A 19,176-nucleotide genomic window follows, 5' to 3' on the forward strand; every position below is an offset into this window, starting at 1 on the left:
TTATATTTGGCATAACAATGCGGAGTTATTAACATGCCTAAAATGAAAACCAATAAAGGTGCTGCAAAGCGCTTTAAACAGACAGCCACAGGCTATAAATTTAAACAAGCCGGTCTTCGTCATATTTTGACTAAACGCCGTACTAAAGTTAAACGTCATCTTCGTGCGAAATGCATGATTTCGGCAGCTGACATTAAGTCAGTTAAAAAACTTTTACGTCACGGTTAATAGGAGAGATAGAAAATGGCAAGAGTAAAACGTGGTGTACAAGCGCGTGCACGTCACAAGAAGGTTCTAAAGCAAGCTAAAGGTTACTACGGTGCTCGTAGTCGCGTTTATCGTGTTGCTTACCAAGCTGTAACTAAAGCTGGCCAATACGCATACCGTGACCGTCGTCAACGTAAGCGTCAATTCCGTCAACTTTGGATTGCTCGTATTAACGCAGCAGCTCGTCAAAATGGTTTATCTTACAGCCGTTTCATTAATGGTCTTAAAAAGGCTTCTATTGAAATCGATCGTAAGATCCTAGCTGACATTGCAGTATACGACAAAGCAGCTTTCACATTCTTAGTTGAAAAAGCGCAAGCTTCTTTAGCATAGTTTGAGATATTAGCTTTGAGAAAAGGACGCCCTAGGCGTCCTTTTCTTTTTTTAAGCCTTAAAAAATTGACTAAAAAGTCAAGAAAGTTAAGAAAGTTGAATCGTTAATTAAGCAAGTTGATTACAATATCAAACTGAGCAATAAACTAGCCTAATGGGTATAATATCAATCTCACTAATTATCTGATCATTTTTACTGGTTAAAACAACCAACTACTGTGTTATTTATTTAATAATTAGAACAACTAGTTATTAAATAAATGCCTTATATTTGGTCATTTTCCCTGCGTATAAAGTAGACCACCTAATTAATGAAATGGGTATAAGTTTGTTTAATTAAAAGTTCATGTTCAATTATAGGAAGTAAAGGTCTTATTATGAGTCTTGCTGATCAAATTTTAGCGGTAAATAATGATTTACCTATTCGCACTGATGTGGCCGTTCATAGCGGTAAAGTTCGTTCTGTTTATTGGTTAACTGAAATAGATAGTCGTCGCTTAATTCAAGAAAAAAATTATGATGTGGCACATGATACCCCATTAGCGATTATGGTGATCAGTGATCGTATCTCAGCCTTTGATTGTATTTGGCGCGGCGAAGGTGGTATGAAAGGTGTTCCTGGTAAAGGTGCAGCATTAAATGCCATTTCTAATCATTGGTTTAAGTTATTTAAAGAACAAGGCTTAGCTGATAGCCACATTCTTGACATACCGCACCCGTTTGTTTGGATTGTGCAAAAAGCTAAACCTGTGATGATTGAAGCCATATGTCGACAATATATTACCGGTTCAATGTGGCGTTCGTATGCTAAAGGTGAGCGTGAATTCTGTGGTATAGAACTAACCGACGGCCTTGAAAAAGACAGTAAGTTGCCGCAATTGCTACAAACACCATCAACTAAAGGTGTTTTACAAGGCATACCTGGTGTGCCTGCAGTAGATGATGTCAATGTAACTCGACAAAATATTGAAGATAATTTCGCCGACTTTAACTTTAAGTCAGTAGGCGATATTGCTCTGTATGAAAAGTTATTAACCGAAGGTTTTGATGTTATTTCAGCCGCGTTAGCTAAACTTGATCAAATCTTTGTCGATACTAAGTTTGAGTTTGGCTATGTTAAAGACCGTAACGGCCATGACAAGCTTATTTATATGGATGAAGTAGGCACACCTGATTCATCACGTATTTGGGACGGCGAGCAGTATCGCGCCGGTAAAATTGTGGAAAACTCTAAAGAGGGCTTTCGTCAATTATTACTTAAGCACTTCCCAGACCCTGATATTCTTCTAAATAAAGACCGCATGACTGAACGTGAAGCACTTGCCCGTGACAATGAGTTACCCGCAGAGGTATTAATGGCAGTTTCAGCAACCTATATCGCGATTGCTGAAAAAATAACCAATAAAAAAATAGTGTTATCGACCAATCCTAAACAAGAAATTATCGATATTTTACGCGACGAATATCAGCTAATTGACTAACGTTCGCTTTAGCTTTACATAGCCTCGCAATAGCGGGGCTTTTTTATGCTCAGGACGAGCGGTATGCTGCGATCACATGGATGTGAAAAAGCAGCGATGCTCAGGATGAGCGGTATGCTGCGATCACATGGATGTGAAAAAGCAGCGATGCTCAGGACGAGCGGTATGCTGCGATCACATTACTGTCCCTAGCCATCTTGGCAAGGGCTCCGGTATTAGGCTAATCACTTAACTTCTTTTAAAAGCATAGCTTCATAGCATCAGCACATTGATGTGCAAAATAGCGATGGTTAGTAGTTATATTTTTCGCCTTAGCCAATGTCAACGTGAAAGCGTTCGTCTTTAAATCACATTTAATCGCCACATATATTTAATTGTTCGTTTTTGATGCAAAGATAAGCGCTTGCACCAAAATTGCTCCTTTATCTTTCTTTATTGCACTGTTCTGGTGCGCTTTAATTTTCATTACCTTGCTTATATAGTCTAATCTTATGTATTTAAAGTGTTTTTTATTTTGGGTACAAATGGTGCTTAGTATTGTTGAAATAATAAGATTCAAACTCAAATTGACCGTGAATGCACTAAAGGTGAGCGAATGAAATTAGTAACAGCAATTATTAAACCCTTCAAAATGGATGATGTCCGTGAAGCGTTAAGTGAAATTGGTATCGACGGCATGACCGTTACAGAAGTGAAGGGTTTTGGCCGTCAAAAAGGCCATACCGAACTTTATCGTGGCGCAGAATATTCAGTCGATTTCCTCCCTAAAATAAAATTTGAAATTGCGGTTAAGGATGACTTTGTTGAACGGGTTGTTGACACTATTGTTAGCTCTGCTCAAACGGGAAAAATAGGAGACGGCAAAATATTTGTCACCAACATTGAGAACATCACCCGTATTCGTACCGGTGAAGTAGATGATGACGCTATTTAATCAAGCTTTATCGAGCAATAAAAATAAAATTGGCTGTTCAGTATAAAGCCTAAAAAGATTTAAATAGTGGATGTAAAAATGAATAAAATAATTATCACACTTTTCGCTTTAACTTTTTCTGTACCAAGTTTTGCTCAAGAAGCAAGCCTTAATGGTGCCAATACCGCGTGGATATTAACAGCCACAGCACTGGTATTATTGATGACCTTACCGGGCCTAGCTTTGTTTTATGGCGGCCTAGTGCGTCGAAAAAATATTCTGTCAATTTTGATGCAATGTTTTGCCATTGCTGGCGTTTCATCCATTTTATGGTTTATTGTCGGTTACAGTTTAGCCTTTGGCGAAGGTAATGCATGGATTGGCGACTTTAGTAAAGTGCTGATGGTTGGCATGACCAAAGAAACCCTTGCCGGGGATATTCCTGAAAGCCTATTTATGCTGTTTCAAATGACCTTTGCAGTGATCACACCAGCGCTAATTATTGGTGCTTACGCTGAAAGAATGAAGTTTTCTGCGGTATTGCTGTTTTCAGGGTTATGGTTGTTAGTGGTTTATGCACCGGTTACTCATTGGGTTTGGGGTGGTGGCTGGCTTGCACAAATGGGCGTTTACGATTTTGCCGGTGGTATTGTTGTTCATATTACTGCTGGTGTTGCCGCACTTGTGGCCGCGTTAGTGTTAGGGCCTCGTCACGGTTTTCCAAAAACGCCGATGTTGCCGCATAACCTAACAATGACAGTGACAGGCGCCGGTATGTTGTGGGTTGGTTGGTTTGGTTTTAATGGTGGTAGTGCGCTAGCGGCGAATGGTGATGCATCAATGGCCATGTTAGTCACGCATTTATCTGCTTCAGCTGGGGCGCTTACTTGGGCGGCTATCGAGTGGAAAAAGTTTGGTAAAGCCAGTGTACTGGGCGCCGTAACCGGTATGGTTGCAGGCTTAGGTACGATTACACCCGCATCAGGTTTTGTTGGACCAGGCGGTGCATTAATTATTGGTGTTTCAGCGGGTATTGTTTGCTTTTATTCTACGGTTTACATTAAACATAAACTGAAAATTGATGACTCTTTAGATGTGTTTCCTGTGCATGGTATTGGCGGTATTTTAGGTACGTTACTTGCGGGTATTTTTGCCTCAACTGAGCTAGGAGCCTTTAGTGGCTTTGGTTACGCTGAAGGTATTAGTACCATGATAGGACAGGTAACCGTACAGCTAATTGGTATTGGTGCGACTATTATTTATACCGCGATTGTCTCTTACCTATTATTTAAACTAGTAGCGTTAATGACCAAGGGATTACGTGTGTCGAAAGAGCAAGAAATTACCGGGTTAGATATAACTGAACATGACGAAGTGGGTTATAACCTTTAAGCACTCATTATTTAATCTCTCATAGGAAAAGGCTGTAACAAGCCTTTTCCTAATATCCCCACCGAGTTTATCTTTAATTCCAAACGCCATTATGGTTAAAATCAGTTACTTTTATAAAAGTAAAAGTTAAATAGCACTTTTTTTCTTGAAAAACGTAGATTTACCCTACTTTATCGACGATTTTTTGTGTAAAATTATCCATCATTTTATTAATCGAAAAAGTCTAGCTAAAGGCCAATATTAGGCCGATGTTAATGCCCTATATTTTTATACTAAAAAACTATCGGCGCTTTAAACACGCTTTAGAGGAACTCATGAATTTAGACGATATTATATTGCAGGCAGAACAAGCCATTGCTGCGGCGACTGACCCTGCAGAACTTGACCAAGTTCGCGTTAACTTCTTAGGAAAGAAAGGTTTGTTCACTGAACAAATGAAAGGCCTAAGTAAGTTGTCAAAAGAAGAGAAGCCCAAAGCGGGTCAAGTGATTAACATCGCTAAACAGCAAGTCCAAAAGTTGTTAACTGAACGTGGTGAATTACTACGTGCACAAGTTATTAAGCAACAACTTGCTGCGGAATCTATTGACGTAACCTTGCCAGGTCGTGGTGATGAGTTAGGCGGTTTACACCCAGTTACTCGCACAATCGAACGTATTGAGAGTTTTTTTGGTGATTTAGGCTTTTCAGTAAAGCAAGGACCTGAGGTTGAAGACGACTTTCATAACTTTGATGCCTTAAATATCCCTGAGCATCATCCTGCTCGCCAAGACCACGATACTTTCTACTTTAACCCTAAGTTAGTCTTGCGTACTCAGACCTCTGGCGTGCAAATTCGCACCATGGAAAAAGAACAACCGCCATTGCGAATTATCTCACCCGGTAAAGTTTATCGTAATGATTATGACCAAACCCATACACCTATGTTTCATCAAGTAGAAGGGCTAATGGTTGATAAAGATGTCAGTTTTACGCATTTAAAAGGTGTTTTACATGACTTTTTACATCACTTTTTTGAAGAAGAAGTAGAAATTCGCTTCCGCCCGTCATATTTTCCCTTTACTGAGCCTTCTGCAGAAGTAGATATCATGGGTAAAAATGGCAAATGGCTAGAAGTATTAGGCTGTGGCATGGTGCATCCAAATGTACTGCGCAGTGTTGGCATTGATCCTGAAGTTTATACCGGTTTTGCCTTTGGTATGGGGGTTGAACGTTTAACCATGTTACGTTACGGCGTAAATGACTTACGTTCATTCTTTGAAAATGATCTTCGCTTCTTAAAACAGTTCAAGTAGGAAAGCCATATAATGAAATTTAGTGAATCTTGGTTACGTGAGTGGGTAAATCCTGCTATATCTTCAGATGAATTAGCACATCAAATTACCATGGCTGGCCTTGAAGTTGACGCCGTCGAGCCTGTTGCCGGTGAGTTTAATGGCGTGTTGATTGGTGAAGTGGTTGAATGTGGCCCGCATCCTGATGCTGATAAACTGCAAGTAACAAAAATTAATTTAGGACCTGATTACAATGATGGCGAGCTCGCTGATATTGTTTGTGGTGCTAAAAACTGTCGTTTAGGCTTAAAAGTTGCTGTTGCCACCGTTGGTGCTGTTTTACCGGGTAACTTTAAAATTAAAAAAGCCAAACTGCGTGGCGTAGCATCAAACGGTATGCTGTGTAGTGAGTCAGAAATAGGTTTATCTGACAGTGCTGACGGCATCATGGAGCTAGCAAGTGATGCACCGATCGGTATGTGCGTGCGCGAATACCTTGATCTTAATGATGTAACCATAGATGTTGACTTAACCGCGAACCGTGGTGATTGTCTTGGCTTAAAAGGTCTTGCACGCGAAGTAGGCGTATTAAATAGCTTAAGCGTTACTGAGCCAAACATTACAGCCGTTAAGTCAACCATTGACGATACCGTTGCAATTACCTTGTCAGCTGAAAAAGCTTGTCCGCGCTATTTAGGGCGAGTCATTAAAAATATTAACATTAAGGCCCAAACGCCTTTATGGATGGTGGAAAAACTTCGTCGTTGTGGCACACGTGCAATTGACCCTGTGGTTGACGTGACTAACTACGTCTTACTAGAGCAAGGCCATCCGATGCATGCTTTTGACTTATCAGCAATCGAGGGTGGTATAAACGTACGTTACGCCAATGACGGCGAGAAGTTAACCCTGTTAGATGGTAATGAAGTTAGCCTATCACCACAAACACTCGTCATTGCAGATCAAGAAAAAGCACTCGCTATGGCGGGTATTTTTGGTGGTTTAGCTTCAGGTGTTACGAGTGAATCAACAGACATTTTTCTAGAAAGTGCCTTCTTTGCCCCTTTAGCTATTTTAGGTAAAGCCCGTCAATATGGTTTACATACTGACGCGTCACATCGTTATGAACGTGGTATTGACCCTGAACTACAGCGCGATGCTATGGAACGTGCGACCAAGCTTTTACTTGATATTGTTGGTGGTGAAGCAGGTCCAATCGTTGAAGCGGCATCACAAGAACATATTCCTGCCGAGCGAACAGTAATACTTCGTCGGACAAAACTTGATAGTCGTATTGGTCATCACATTGATGATACCAAGGTTAGCGAAATATTAACGCGCCTAGGCTTTACTGTCGCAGAAAAAGGTACAGAGCAAGATAAAGTTTGGACGGTTGTTGTACCGGCATATCGTTTTGATATCAGCATTGAAGTTGACCTAATTGAAGAAGTAGCCCGCATTTTTGGTTACAACAATATTCCTAATGTTTCGCCAAAAGCCACCTTAGCAATGCGCGAGCAAAAAGAAGCTAAGTTACCTTTAAGCAAATTACGTCATGTTTTAGTTAACCGTGGTTACCAAGAAGCGATTACTTATAGTTTTGTTGATCCAAAGGTACAAGCGCAGCTTCATCCTAGTCAGGCCACCATGACCTTACCACATCCTATTTCATCTGAAATGTCAGAAATGCGGGTGAGTTTATGGACAGGATTATTGCAATCAGTTGTCTATAATCAAAATCGTCAACAACACCGTGTGCGTTTATTTGAAACAGGTTTACGTTTTATTCCTGATGAAAGTGTTGAAAATGGTGTGCGCCAAGAGAATATGATCGCCGGTGTGCTGAGCGGTCAACGCAGCGAAGAACATTGGGATATTGAAAAAGCAGCAACAGATTTTTACGATATTAAATCTGACGTTGAAGCGTTACTTGGCTTAACAAGCAACGAAAGTGCATTTGTGTTTTCAAAGGCTGAAGTAGACGCTTTACACCCAGGACAAACTGCCGCTATTCACAAAGATGGTGTGCTGGTTGGACATGTTGGAGCCTTACATCCTGAATTAGAACGGAAATTAGGCCTTAACGGTCGGACATTAGTTTTTGAACTTTTATTGTCTGAAATTTGTACACAGAATATACCGCAATCGCGCGACATATCTCGCTTTCCGGCCAATAGACGCGATATTTCTGTAGTGATTGAAGAGCAAGTTAGTGCAAATAAAGTACTACAACTTATTGAAAAGGTTGGCGGAAATTATTTAGTTGATCTAAACTTGTTCGATGTATACCGAGGTAATGGTATTGACTCTGGTTTTAAGAGCTTAGCAATAGCAATGATATTGCAAGACAATAATAAAACCTTAGAAGAAAAGGATATCACTGACGTGGTTAACCGTGTGGTTGACACCTTGAAAATTGAACTAAATGCATCTCTGAGGGATTGAATAATGGCGCTAACAAAAGCAGAAGTAGCAGAACATTTATTTGAAAAAGTTGGGCTGAGTAAGCGCGACGCAAAAGATATGGTTGAAGTGTTTTTCGAAGAAGTTCGTGAAACACTCGAAGCAGGCGAACAAGTGAAATTGTCTGGTTTTGGGAACTTTGATCTTAGAGTGAAAAGTGAACGTCCTGGACGTAATCCTAAAACGGGTGAAGATATTCCAATTTTAGCACGTAAAGTGGTGACGTTCCGCCCAGGTCAAAAACTTAAAAGTCGTGTTGAAAACGGTAACGGCGAATAAGTTAGCAAGTCAGCTTTGCATTAGTATCGTATAAAATGTTGTATAAAAAAGGTTGCTTTGGCAACCTTTTTTATTGTGAAAAAAATAGCGATTCTTTTAAATAGGGCTTTAAATAAGCGTATTTTTCTTGGTTTTAAAAGTACGTTTAATCGTGAGTAGCATTAATTCTTTCAATAATAATGCACCAATCGCCAGCGTTGCACCGGTAGCAATAGCATTTAACTCAAGTGGAATAGCCATGGAAAAATGCTCAGCAGTACCACGAGCAATTTCTTGATCTAAATGCCAAATGAACTGATAAACGCCATGGAGATAATCTGCTTGGGTAATTTGCGCTAAATGACTTGCTAGGTATTCAACACGAACGGATAAACGCTCAATGAGCTCACCTGTGCTGATAATAGACGCTTCAGTATTGTCTTTGTAACGTGTGATCATGGTTATTAAACTGCCATCAAAGTGTTGCTGAGCGATGTTTTCAAATTGGTTTAATTGCGAGTTAGCTTCAGCTAGTTGGCCAGCGAGTCGCTGTTGATATTGCTGCATAAACTCAGGCAGTTGCACGCCTAATATAAAAGTAAGCGTGAAAAAACAACGATCAATAACATTGTTAATTAAGGCAAACATAATGGCTAGTTACCTTGTTAGTAGAATAGCCTCACGTTAGCACAACTACTGACAAAGTTCATCGGCAATAAAATGTTAATTCAAAAGTCAGGTTTTTCAGATATTCGTACAGAATCGATGTTAATATACTGACCATCAAAACAGTTGCTTTTGGCTGAAATTCAATTGGAAATTACTAGCGATTATGCGCAGATCCTCTCATCAACCCGATCATGAAGTCACCACCTTTAATTGGCGTGTTGTTAAACTTTTACTACCTTATTTATTTGAATTTAAAGCACGTATATTTTTAGCCTTAGCCTGCTTAGTGCTAACAAAAGTTGCCAGTGTTTATTTGCCTTTTATTCTTAAAGATATTGTTGATATTTTAGATAACCAAGAAGAAAATCGGGTTTATTTAGTCCCCTTTGCGCTAGTGGGTGCTTATGGTTTGGTCAGACTAACTACGGTTATATTTGCAGAAATTCGCGATACTTTATTCGGCCGAGTAACTGAGCGGGCGATCCGCAGAATTGGCTTAAAAGTTTTTCAGCACCTACATAAGTTAGATTTAGACTTTCATTTAAATCGCCAAACCGGTGGATTATCGCGTGATATTGACCGTGGTACCTCAGGTATTAATTTTTTAATGCGCTTTATGGTGTTTAATATTATCCCAACCTTAATTGAAATTATCATGGTGGTGGGTATTTTGTTCTTCAATTATGGCATTTGGTTTGCGCTAATTACCCTATCTTCTATTGTGTTCTATGTGGTGTATTCTGTTTATGCGACAGATTGGCGCACACGTTTTATACGCGAAGCCAACAAGGCAGACTCATCAAGTAACACACGTGCTATCGACAGTTTACTTAATTATGAAACGGTAAAATACTTTACCAATGAAGATTTTGAAGCAAAAGCATATGACAGCCAATTAGCGACTTGGGAACAGGCGAAAATGAAGAATCGCTTATCTTTATTTGCCTTAAACGGTGGCCAAGCCCTTATTATCTCTTTTTCGATGACCGCTATGTTGGCATTAGCAGCATACGAAGTTACTTATGGAAAAATGACTTTAGGTGATTTTGTGCTGATCAACGCTTTCATGATGCAACTATTTATTCCGTTGAACTTTTTAGGCTTTGTTTATCGTGAAATTAGAGGCTCATTGGCCAACATTGAGCATATGTTTGACCTGATGCTAAAGAAACCGAAAGTAGAAGACAATGACGATGCGGACACTTTGGCCCTATCTGATGCAGAAATTAAATTTACAGATGTATCGTTTGCCTATGATATAAAAAGACCCATCATCAAAAATATATCATTTACTATCAAGTCAGGACAAAAAGTGGCGGTCGTTGGTGAAAGTGGATCAGGCAAATCTACCTTAGTTAAGTTACTGTTTAGGTTTTACGATTGTGACAGTGGCAAAATAACCATTGATGGGCAAAATATACGTCAAGTAACTCAGCACTCGCTGAGAAAAAATATTGGTATTGTGCCGCAAGATACCGTGTTATTTAACGATACACTTTTTGCCAATGTTAATTATGGTGCACCTGAAGCCAATGAAGAAATGGTTAATAAGGCTTTTAAGCTAGCACATTTATCTGACTTTGTTAGCAGATTACCCGATGGCGCAAAATCTATGGTAGGAGAGCGCGGCTTAAAACTCTCAGGTGGTGAAAAACAACGTGTTGCTATTGCCCGTACTATTTTGAAAAACCCTCGTATTTTGGTGTTTGACGAAGCAACTTCCTCACTTGATAGTCAATCAGAACAAGCAATACTCAGCGCCATTAAAGAAGTTGCCGAACATAGAACTAGTTTGGTGATCGCCCATCGACTATCCACGATAGTGGACGCGGATAATATTATTGTTATGCAACAAGGTGAGATTGTTGAGCAGGGTACACATCAAGGTTTATTGGTTAAAAAAGGCTATTACCACAAAATGTGGCAACTGCAACAAAGTGATAACAGCTAATAGCCTAGCGGTTGTTGAGCACCAGTAATAGCAGGTTAGTAAGTCAATACCAGTAGCCAATACCAGTAAGCCAACACCCATACGTAAATAAGTAGAATATTGAGTAAGTTGTTATGAGCACAAGAGATGAAGTTGACCAAACCAAACAATGGCTAGAGCAAGTAATTATTGGGCTAAATTTTTGTCCATTCGCAAAAAAAGAGTTTGTTAATCAAACTATTCATTATTTTACTAGCGATAAAGAACAGCTAAAGTCAGCGCTAGTTGAATTTTTATCGCAATGTCACTACTTACATGATAATCCTGAAATAGAAACGAGTTTATTAATCTATAATCAAGGTTTTAGAGACTTTAATCGCTTTTTAGACTTGGTTGATTATGCCAATGACATTATTGTTGATCATAGTTTTGAAGGCATATTCCAAGTGGCTACCTTTCACCCTGAATATTGCTTTGCTGAGGCTGATTATGACGATGCGGGCAATTTCACCAATCGTTCTCCCTATCCCACCTTACATTTAATTCGTGAACACAGCATGGAAAAAGTGCTTAGTGTCTATAAAAACCCTGAGAGCATTCCAGATAATAATATCGCTTTAGCCAAGAAGAAAGGCGCTCACTATTTTAAAACCTTGTTGATGAATATCAAAAACAATGCTTAGCCTTTTATAAGGTTAAACACTGTTATTAGCAAGTCAGTTTCAAGGCATCAATATCGCCGGTAAATTGGTATTTATGCCGTCAAGTTAACGGGCTTACCCTATAACCTTGGTAAACTGGATAGGATGAATGTTAATAACTTTTCTCTGCTTATTCACAGGCAGTGGTGAATTACGATATACTGGTAGCAATTAAGACAAGCGTCACTGATACGCTTACTCATTAGGTAATATTTTTGTGGAAAAACTTCCGGTTGAAAACGTTGGTGGTAGTGTCGAAGAAGCTGTAAAAGGTGAATATAGCCTTGATGTAGCGACTATATTGAAAGAAGGCTGGCAAATAACCTTAAAATCGCGCATGGCGATTAATTTGGGACTGTTTACCTGTTTGATGATTGGCATGTTGGTTTCATTGTTAGTGAGCAGCCAGTTGGGTGGCATTGAAGTGGCTATTCAAGATCAAAGATCAGCGACTTTACTTAATATTATCGTTACTTTAGTGGTTTATCCTTTTATCGTTGGTGTTGAAATGATGGGTATTTTCCATTCAGTTGGCTTAAAAACCAGACCAAAATTGGTTTTTGGCTTTTTAAAACGAGGCAGCTGGGTTGCTGTTAGTGCCTTATTAACCTCAACTTTGGTTACCATAGGTTTAACATTATTTTACTTGCCTGGCATATTTTTGGCGGTAGCCTTGTCACTCGCGTTGCCTTTGGTGGTAGAAAAAAAAATGTCACCTATAAAAGCCATTTCAATAAGCATTCAAGCTACGCGTTTTCAATGGTTCAAAATTTTCGCTATTTATCTGATACTGGCTTTGGCTGTACTGATATCCGCTTTACCTGTTGTAATGTCCGGTGAATCTGAATTTAGCTTTATCGCTATCGCATTTTTCTTATTTTGTTTAGCTTATATAGTGCCGTTGTTTTATAACGTAAAGGGAATTTTATACCGAGAAATATTTGGTTTACAGATGGAAATAGCCGCTGATCAAACCAAGACCATAAATGACACCTTTTCGGCCTGATTTACCGCATTTTTTCAGTAAATTAGACTAAAAATAATGCTATAAGGAGCTATTAGCTTGACGATATTTAATAAGCAAAACCTTTTAGGTTTTATTTTTTTAGTTTTGCTGAGTGTGGGTTTAATCGCACCCTTTACCTTCTTACCTTTGCCTGAAAGTACGCCGACTGAAGAGCCAGTGCCGGTAGCACCGAAAGCGGTTAAGAAGGTCATTAAAATAGTTGAGCAACCGTTACACACGGTCACTTTACCCGACTTTGCTAAAATTCGTGATGTAAAAGAGAAGAAACGTCGTTTTTTTGCTTTTATTAAACCCGCAGTACAGGCTGAAAATAAAAAAATACTGATCTTGCGTGCTGAAGTGGCGCGCTTAATTGCGCAATTAAGCTTAGAACAGCCCTTTAGTGCGGAAGAACACACGTTAGTAAGCAGTTTGAGCAAAAAATATAAAGTCAGTGAAAAGTTTTCTTTGTTAAGACAATTATATGAATTACAGCTTAAAATTGACATTATTCCATTAGCCCTTGTTTTAGTGCAAGCGGCCAATGAATCTGCTTGGGGAACCTCTCGTTTTGCTCGAATAGGCTTAAACTTTTTTGGTGTGTGGTGTTATAGGGAAGGTTGCGGCATGGTGCCAGGTAGCCGTAATACCGGCGCTAAGCATGAAGTCGCCGCTTATAGCTCTATTAGTTTAGGTGTCGCACGTTATTTGCACAATATTAATACTAACGGTGCCTATACGGTATTTAGATCGATTAGAGGCCAATTACGCGATCAAAACCAACCGCTAGCGCCAGAAATTCTTGCAACAGGATTAATGCGTTATTCTGAACGTGGCATAGATTATGTGTTGGAATTAACTGATATGATCCGCCATAATCGACATTACTTCGCGCTATATAATAAATAAGCGCTATGTAAATGTGCTATTCCTAATTTAGGTATAAAAATAGATTTATAAATAAATTCAAATATCATGTCGGTTAAAAAATTTTCGCTTGAATTGCTTTGAAAAAGTAGTACTTCTTCAGTTTTTTATCAGCAAAAGTAATCACCTCTAACTTATTGATAACCTTATTTTTATGCTGTCAAAGGTAACCTTTTTTCATTATTTACCTTAAGGACATATCGTCATATACTTTTGGCTAAAGGCTGTTAAAACTTCAGCGCATAATCTAGTTTAAGTTATTAAACAAGAAAAGTTGAACTAGGCGTTTAATGACCCAATTCAACTTTATGCTAGTGATGCTAGTGATGCTAGTGATGTTAGCTGATATTAATCTACATCAAGTGGTGAAATGTAACCATCGGGTTTTAATGCTAATACATCACAATTTAGCCTATCAATAACATGCTCTGCGGTGTTACCAATTAGCGCTGCCGATAAACCGGTACGGCCAATAGTACCAAGAATGACTAATTCTGCATCTAATTCAGCCGCTATGCTTTGAATGATATCTTCCGGTAAACCCTCTTTAATATGGGTGTTTTCTGGCGCAATATTAAAGGCAGTTGCATGTGCTAACATCGCTTTTTGATGATGTTTTAACATCGAGCGATTATAATCACTGGCATTAAACTCTGGGATTTCTATGGCGATATTTACTGGCGTCCCCGGGAATGAGTTAACTAGGTGTAAATTAGCTTTCATGACTTGGGTCAGCTGTTTAGCTTCTGCAGTGATTTTGTTATTAAGTGCTTTATGTTCTTCCTCTTCACTACCAATGTTTAACGCCGCAAGAATATTACCGTTATCAGGCCACAAATGCTCTTTCACGAGTAAAACAGGGCAAGGACATTTGCGCAGAATATGCCAATCGGTAGGCGTAAATATCACAGATTTGAATTTGTCGTGTTGATGAGTCCCTTTAATGACAATGTCATAACCATTATCGAGTACTTGAGCAATAATTTGCTCAAAGGGACGGTTATGCCATATAACCCGACAATCGATAGAAATTCCGCTTAAATCAAGATCAGCGAGTAAAGACTCTAGCCATTGAGTGCGATCATTAATAACTGATTGGCGCATGGCTTCACGCTCATCACTTGACAGCATGGTGGTCATTTCATAAGAAAAATCATAGATGGTCAAAAATGCGGTAATGCTAGCGCCTGTTTTACGCGCTAATTCTATCGCTCGATTTACCGCTTTCTGCTCTTCTGTTGTTGGGTCAACAATCGCGAGTATTTTTTGATACTTTTCCATGGCTAATTCCTTTATCAATTGTCTACTAGTGTTATAACAATAGTCTACTTTGAGGCAATAATAGTTGTCTTAAATCAAATTATTATGCTATCGGTGATAAATAATATTTCACGCTAAGCATAGCGTGAAATACCTTAATAAGGCAATGTAGAAAAGCAGGTGTTAGCGTGACATTAAAGTGCGGCGCATGCGTTTAATTTGTCAAAACTTAAAATAGTAATGAGTTTACCATCAACGGCAATTAAACCATTTTTATGAAAGCGGTTAAGCAAACGGCTGATGGTTTCAACCGTTAAACCAATATAGTTACCAATATCACTGCGGGTCATAGATAAACGAAACTCAGATGGAGATAAACCACGGGCATGGTAACGAATACTTAAGGTACTGATAAATGTTGCTAGTCGTTGCTCGGCATTTTTACGATTAAGTAATGTTAGCATTTCTTGATCTTCACGGATCTCAGTACTCATCATACGTAAAATTTGTTTTTTTAATTTTGGCATGCTGTTCGATAAATTATCGAGCGTATTGTAAGGGATCTCACAAACCATTGAGGTTTCTAGTGCTTTAGCGAAACTTGGATGTTGAGCATTGGCAATAGCATCAAAGCCAAGCAAATCACCCGCTAAATGAAAACCAGTAATTTGTTCTTCACCGTGTTTACTAATGGTGTAGGTTTTAAATGTGCCCGAACGTATGGCGTATAGCGCATGCATGGGTTGACCGTCGTTAAATATTTGCTCACCTTTATGGATCGGCAGCTTACGGTCGATAATATTATCTAACGTTTCTAACTCTTTATCATTGAGAGAAAAGGGTAAGCATAATTCACTAAGACTACAGTTTTGGCAGTGAATATGTTGATGAATAGTGCATGATTTATAACTCATAATATCCTTTAAAATTTTTCATGATGTACGCATGATTTTTTCCATGACTTTTTATATATAATGTCCATATCAGGTACGTTATATATATAAAATAAGTATAGTATAGATGCCGTATGAAATCACTAAGCTGGCTGCTATCTTTCTAAATAGTGTATGACTCAATAATGATTTAATACTTATGGTGCCTAGTGATACTGAAAGTAAGGCAGGCAAGGTGCCTAGTCCAAAGAAAAACATGATCAAGGCACCATCAAGGGCATCGGCACTAGCCAATGCCCAAGTTAGTGTAGAATATACCAAGCCACAAGGTAACCAGCCCCATAGTGCGCCTAAAGCGAAAGCACTTTGTACGTTTTTAATGGGAATAAATTTTTTAGTCTGTGGTGCTATGTAGCGCCAAATATTTTTACCTAAATGTTCGACGCGGCTTAACCACATAAACCACTGGCCTAAATACAAACCTAATAAGATAAGAAAAACACCCGCAATAGTTTTTAACAACGAAACAGGTAATCCGATATTTTTGGTCGCCATTGAACTGGTGAATGCGACAAGAGCGCCAATAAGACTATAAGAGGCGATACGACCAAAGTTATAGGCCAATATAATGGCGTGTTTTTTATGACGAGAGGTATCAGAAATCGCCGTCGTCAGCATGGTGCTAATACCACCACACATCACTATACAATGGCCTGAGCCTAATAATCCGATGATAAATGCGGAGAAAAAATCAAGGCTCATAAACTATTTTTTGACCTGTGCGTCTGCTTGCTCTGGTGAGGTATTTTTTTTGTCTATCTGTGTTGTTATTGGCGTAGCATTATTGTTTTGATGAATGCTTTTTTTATCATGATCATCTTCAAATAAAATGCTCATGCCTTGCTTTTCTAAATCATCAAATTGCTCAGTTTTTACCGCCCAAAAAAAGAGATAAATACCAATAGCGGTAAGTAAAATAGCAATGGGAATTAATACGTATATCACACTCATTTTTTTAATAACCTTAAAGAATTACTTACCACTAGTATTGAACTGGCCGACATGCCAATGACTGCCATATATGGCGCTATATAGCCCATAACCGCTAATGGCAATACAATGGCATTATAACTAAAAGCCCAAAGGTAATTTTGCTTTATAATTCGCGCAGTATTTAACGATACCTGTCGCAGTGTTTGCACACCTTTGAGTTTATTGTTCAGTAATATCACATCCGCACCACTTTTAGCAATATCAGTGCCACTGCCCATGGCAATGGACAAATGCGCCGCGCCCAATACTGGGGTATCGTTTACGCCATCACCTATCATAGCTACAGCATGCGAGGCTTGCTGTAGTTTAATCGCGTTGACTTTGTCTTGTGCAGACAAATCTGCTTGTACGCTATTAAGGTGCAGCTTTGCTTGTAATTTATCACAGCCTTGTTGATGATCACCCGATAACATGACAGTTTTAATGTTTTCATGATGTAAAAAATCAATTAATGCCTTAGCATCTTCACGCAGACCATCATGTAAATAAAATTCAGCAACTAAGTTATCATCTTGCATTAATACGCACTGCGCACTGTGCGCACTGTTGTCATTATTACTGAGCAGCCATGAGTTTTTACCAATTCTGTAATGCTGATTATTAACCTCACCAGAAATACCAGCACCTGGCGCAACCACCACTTGAGTTGCTGTTTGGCTAAAATCACGAAACTGGCTAAAGGCTTTTGCTAGGGGGTGAGCAGAGTGTGCTTCTAACGCCGCCGCAATAGCCAACACTTGTTGTTGCCCATCTGGAGTGTTTTTATCTGCAAATGCGCCATAAGTTTTGACTGCTGTAATGGTAAATTCACCCGTCGTTAAGGTGCCGGTTTTATCAAAAGCCATCACCTCAATTTCAGGCATAGTTTCTAGCACATGTGCTGATTTAATCATGATCCCTTCACGGTTAAGGCGAGTGGTTGCACAGGTTAATGCCGTAGGTGTTGCTAATGACAGAGCACAGGGACAAGTTACCACTAAAACAGATAAGGTGATCCAAAACGCTTCTGCGGGTTGATGTTGAGACCAATATATTGCGGTAGCAATGGCAACAACTAGGATAAGAGCAACAAAATATTGGGCAATTTTATCGGACAATTGCGCCAATTTAGGTTTATGACTTTGGGCACTTTCACTTAAGCGAATTAATTGGCTTAAAAATGATTCTTGGTTACTGTGGCTAACTTTTGCTGTTAAATTACCATCACCATTTATGGTACCGGCATAAAGATTATCTAGCGTTGTTTTATGCAACGGCAGTTGCTCACCAGAGAGCATGGCTTCATTGATTTGGCTAGTGCCGGTTATTATTTCGCAATCTGCGGGTATGGTTTCACCGGGCTTTATTAAAATAATATCATCGGCTTTTAAATGTGTTGCTGAGATAAAGCGTTCAATGCCCTGTTCAATTTTAGTGGCGGTCATCGGCATTAATTTTAATAAATTTGCCGAGATGTCAGCAGCGCGGCTGCGGGCCCTAAACTCTAGAAATTTACCAATCAGTAATAAAAAGGTAAACATGGAAACAGACTCGAAATACACTTCACCTTGCTGGGTAAATGTAGCCCAAACGCTAGCAAGAAAAGCCAGGCTAATCGCAATAGAGACAGGTACATCCATTGAAAGTTGTCGCGCTTTCAAGGCAAAAAAAGCACTTTTATAAAACGGAAAGGCGCCATAGCTAACAATGGGTAGGGTTAAGAAAAGGCTGGCCCAGCGCAAATACTGTACATTGTACTCAGCCATATCGGCAAAAGCACCAAAGTATAAACCAAACGCGATCATCATGACTTGCATCATTAAAATGCCTGAAATGCCTAAGCGTTTAATAAAGTTTTTTGCTTGTTTTTTATTGGCCTTTTCAGCTGTACTGGCTTTAAAGGGGAGAGCATGATAGCCAATTTTATCAATTAAACTCAGTATCTCACTGAGTTTTACTTGGTTTTCTTGCCACTGGACTGTTGCTCTTTGTGTCGTGGCGTTAACATTAATATTATTAACGCCAGCGAGTTTTCTGATTTGCATTTCTATTAACCAAGCACATGCTGAACAACTTATACCTTCAATGGTTAATATAGTTTCTTTAAAACCATCATGATAATAAGCAAACTCGTTTTGTAAGCTTTCATCATCCAGAATTTTATTGCGTTGCAGTTGTTCAGGTATTAATACTTCGCCTTTTTGTGCTGGCGCACTGCGAAAACGGTAATAGTCAGTTAAATTGTTCTCGACAATCGTTTGTGCTACCGCTTGGCAACCTATGCAGCACATAGGTTGATTAATATTTTCAATACTCGTGGTTAAATTAATGCCATTGGGTACGGGCTCACCGCAATGAAAACAGTCTAGGTTCATTA

At 39.1% G+C, this 19,176-nt stretch carries 18 protein-coding genes; 12 read left to right on the top strand and 6 right to left on the bottom strand.

The features are described from left to right. Window positions 1–33: 33 nt before the first annotated feature. The 8 genes from rpmI to H4J61_RS12005 all read left to right on the top strand — a co-directional run bounded on the left by rpmI (window position 34) and on the right by H4J61_RS12005 (window position 8,402). Window positions 34–228 (top strand): 50S ribosomal protein L35, encoded by a 195-nt coding sequence (gene rpmI / locus H4J61_RS11970; protein ID WP_146878580.1) that lies wholly within the window; start codon window positions 34–36, stop codon window positions 226–228. A gap of 15 nt (window positions 229–243) precedes the next feature. Then, entirely contained in the window at window positions 244–600 is a 357-nt protein-coding gene (rplT, locus tag H4J61_RS11975) for a 50S ribosomal protein L20 (RefSeq protein ID WP_182130971.1), read from the top strand. 377 nt (window positions 601–977) lie between these two features. Continuing rightward, a complete protein-coding gene (locus tag H4J61_RS11980) occupies window positions 978–2,081 on the top strand; it encodes a phosphoribosylaminoimidazolesuccinocarboxamide synthase (RefSeq protein WP_182185187.1) in 1,104 nt (367 codons plus the stop codon). Window positions 2,082–2,676: 595 nt separating this feature from the next. Then, entirely contained in the window at window positions 2,677–3,015 is a 339-nt protein-coding gene (gene glnK, locus H4J61_RS11985; RefSeq protein ID WP_182136312.1) for a P-II family nitrogen regulator, read from the top strand. A gap of 78 nt (window positions 3,016–3,093) precedes the next feature. After that, window positions 3,094–4,386, top strand: a complete 1,293-nt coding sequence (locus H4J61_RS11990; RefSeq protein ID WP_182185188.1) for an ammonium transporter — start codon at window positions 3,094–3,096, stop codon at window positions 4,384–4,386. Window positions 4,387–4,700: 314 nt separating this feature from the next. After that, window positions 4,701–5,681, top strand: coding sequence for a phenylalanine--tRNA ligase subunit alpha (gene pheS / locus H4J61_RS11995; RefSeq protein ID WP_182136314.1), 981 nt, complete (start codon window positions 4,701–4,703; stop codon window positions 5,679–5,681). 12 nt (window positions 5,682–5,693) lie between these two features. Beyond that, a complete protein-coding gene (pheT, locus tag H4J61_RS12000) occupies window positions 5,694–8,105 on the top strand; it encodes a phenylalanine--tRNA ligase subunit beta (RefSeq protein ID WP_182185189.1) in 2,412 nt (803 codons plus the stop codon). Window positions 8,106–8,108: 3 nt separating this feature from the next. Beyond that, complete coding sequence (locus H4J61_RS12005) at window positions 8,109–8,402, top strand: integration host factor subunit alpha (protein WP_182136316.1); 294 nt, start codon at window positions 8,109–8,111, stop codon at window positions 8,400–8,402. A gap of 108 nt (window positions 8,403–8,510) precedes the next feature. Here the strand turns inward: H4J61_RS12005 and H4J61_RS12010 are convergent, their stop codons facing one another. Further along, complete coding sequence (locus H4J61_RS12010) at window positions 8,511–9,029, bottom strand: DUF2937 family protein (RefSeq protein WP_182185190.1); 519 nt, start codon at window positions 9,027–9,029, stop codon at window positions 8,511–8,513. A 184-nt stretch (window positions 9,030–9,213) separates the two neighbouring features. Here H4J61_RS12010 and H4J61_RS12015 point away from each other — a divergent pair, with 184 nt between their 5' ends. The 4 genes from H4J61_RS12015 to H4J61_RS12030 all read left to right on the top strand — a co-directional run bounded on the left by H4J61_RS12015 (window position 9,214) and on the right by H4J61_RS12030 (window position 13,596). Beyond that, window positions 9,214–11,001, top strand: a complete 1,788-nt coding sequence (locus tag H4J61_RS12015) for an ABC transporter ATP-binding protein/permease (protein ID WP_182185191.1) — start codon at window positions 9,214–9,216, stop codon at window positions 10,999–11,001. A 113-nt stretch (window positions 11,002–11,114) separates the two neighbouring features. After that, a complete protein-coding gene (locus H4J61_RS12020) occupies window positions 11,115–11,663 on the top strand; it encodes a DUF1415 domain-containing protein (protein ID WP_182185192.1) in 549 nt (182 codons plus the stop codon). A 235-nt stretch (window positions 11,664–11,898) separates the two neighbouring features. Continuing rightward, a complete protein-coding gene (locus tag H4J61_RS12025) occupies window positions 11,899–12,687 on the top strand; it encodes a hypothetical protein (RefSeq protein ID WP_182136320.1) in 789 nt (262 codons plus the stop codon). A gap of 57 nt (window positions 12,688–12,744) precedes the next feature. Continuing rightward, window positions 12,745–13,596, top strand: coding sequence for a glucosaminidase domain-containing protein (locus H4J61_RS12030; protein ID WP_259363281.1), 852 nt, complete (start codon window positions 12,745–12,747; stop codon window positions 13,594–13,596). A gap of 366 nt (window positions 13,597–13,962) precedes the next feature. On the opposite strand, the gene uspE is transcribed toward H4J61_RS12030, so the two are convergent. The 5 genes from uspE to H4J61_RS12055 all read right to left on the bottom strand — a co-directional run bounded on the left by uspE (window position 13,963) and on the right by H4J61_RS12055 (window position 19,174). Beyond that, window positions 13,963–14,895: a universal stress protein UspE gene (gene uspE, locus H4J61_RS12035; RefSeq protein ID WP_182136321.1), complete on the bottom strand. Its 933-nt coding sequence runs from the start codon at window positions 14,893–14,895 to the stop codon at window positions 13,963–13,965. A gap of 173 nt (window positions 14,896–15,068) precedes the next feature. Next, complete coding sequence (gene fnr, locus H4J61_RS12040) at window positions 15,069–15,788, bottom strand: fumarate/nitrate reduction transcriptional regulator Fnr (RefSeq protein ID WP_182136322.1); 720 nt, start codon at window positions 15,786–15,788, stop codon at window positions 15,069–15,071. Between the two features lie 78 nt (window positions 15,789–15,866). After that, window positions 15,867–16,529 carry a sulfite exporter TauE/SafE family protein gene (locus tag H4J61_RS12045; protein WP_182185193.1) on the bottom strand — a complete coding sequence of 221 codons (663 nt, stop codon included), beginning with the start codon at window positions 16,527–16,529 and terminating at the stop codon, window positions 15,867–15,869. A gap of 3 nt (window positions 16,530–16,532) precedes the next feature. Next, complete coding sequence (ccoS, locus tag H4J61_RS12050; RefSeq protein ID WP_182185194.1) at window positions 16,533–16,778, bottom strand: cbb3-type cytochrome oxidase assembly protein CcoS; 246 nt, start codon at window positions 16,776–16,778, stop codon at window positions 16,533–16,535. Next, entirely contained in the window at window positions 16,775–19,174 is a 2,400-nt protein-coding gene (locus tag H4J61_RS12055) for a heavy metal translocating P-type ATPase (RefSeq protein ID WP_182185195.1), read from the bottom strand. The genes ccoS and H4J61_RS12055 overlap by 4 nt, the downstream gene beginning before the upstream one ends. Window positions 19,175–19,176 lie beyond the last annotated feature (2 nt).

The sequence above is a fragment of the Colwellia sp. MB3u-4 genome (assembly GCF_014077065.1).
Taxonomy (GTDB): Bacteria; Pseudomonadota; Gammaproteobacteria; order Enterobacterales; family Alteromonadaceae; genus Cognaticolwellia.

What these genes read in the sequence shown, in the direction of transcription:
- rpmI (WP_146878580.1), top strand. Translation starts at nt 34, where the DNA reads ATGCCTAAAATGAAAACCAATAAAGGTGCTGCAAAGCGCTTTAAACAG.
- rplT (WP_182130971.1), top strand. Translation starts at nt 244, where the DNA reads ATGGCAAGAGTAAAACGTGGTGTACAAGCGCGTGCACGTCACAAGAAG.
- H4J61_RS11980 (WP_182185187.1), top strand. Translation starts at nt 978, where the DNA reads ATGAGTCTTGCTGATCAAATTTTAGCGGTAAATAATGATTTACCTATT.
- glnK (WP_182136312.1), top strand. Translation starts at nt 2,677, where the DNA reads ATGAAATTAGTAACAGCAATTATTAAACCCTTCAAAATGGATGATGTC.
- H4J61_RS11990 (WP_182185188.1), top strand. Translation starts at nt 3,094, where the DNA reads ATGAATAAAATAATTATCACACTTTTCGCTTTAACTTTTTCTGTACCA.
- pheS (WP_182136314.1), top strand. Translation starts at nt 4,701, where the DNA reads ATGAATTTAGACGATATTATATTGCAGGCAGAACAAGCCATTGCTGCG.
- pheT (WP_182185189.1), top strand. Translation starts at nt 5,694, where the DNA reads ATGAAATTTAGTGAATCTTGGTTACGTGAGTGGGTAAATCCTGCTATA.
- H4J61_RS12005 (WP_182136316.1), top strand. Translation starts at nt 8,109, where the DNA reads ATGGCGCTAACAAAAGCAGAAGTAGCAGAACATTTATTTGAAAAAGTT.
- H4J61_RS12010 (WP_182185190.1), bottom strand. Translation starts at nt 9,029, where the DNA reads ATGTTTGCCTTAATTAACAATGTTATTGATCGTTGTTTTTTCACGCTT.
- H4J61_RS12015 (WP_182185191.1), top strand. Translation starts at nt 9,214, where the DNA reads ATGCGCAGATCCTCTCATCAACCCGATCATGAAGTCACCACCTTTAAT.
- H4J61_RS12020 (WP_182185192.1), top strand. Translation starts at nt 11,115, where the DNA reads ATGAGCACAAGAGATGAAGTTGACCAAACCAAACAATGGCTAGAGCAA.
- uspE (WP_182136321.1), bottom strand. Translation starts at nt 14,895, where the DNA reads ATGGAAAAGTATCAAAAAATACTCGCGATTGTTGACCCAACAACAGAA.
- fnr (WP_182136322.1), bottom strand. Translation starts at nt 15,788, where the DNA reads ATGAGTTATAAATCATGCACTATTCATCAACATATTCACTGCCAAAAC.
- H4J61_RS12045 (WP_182185193.1), bottom strand. Translation starts at nt 16,529, where the DNA reads ATGAGCCTTGATTTTTTCTCCGCATTTATCATCGGATTATTAGGCTCA.
- ccoS (WP_182185194.1), bottom strand. Translation starts at nt 16,778, where the DNA reads ATGAGTGTGATATACGTATTAATTCCCATTGCTATTTTACTTACCGCT.
- H4J61_RS12055 (WP_182185195.1), bottom strand. Translation starts at nt 19,174, where the DNA reads ATGAACCTAGACTGTTTTCATTGCGGTGAGCCCGTACCCAATGGCATT.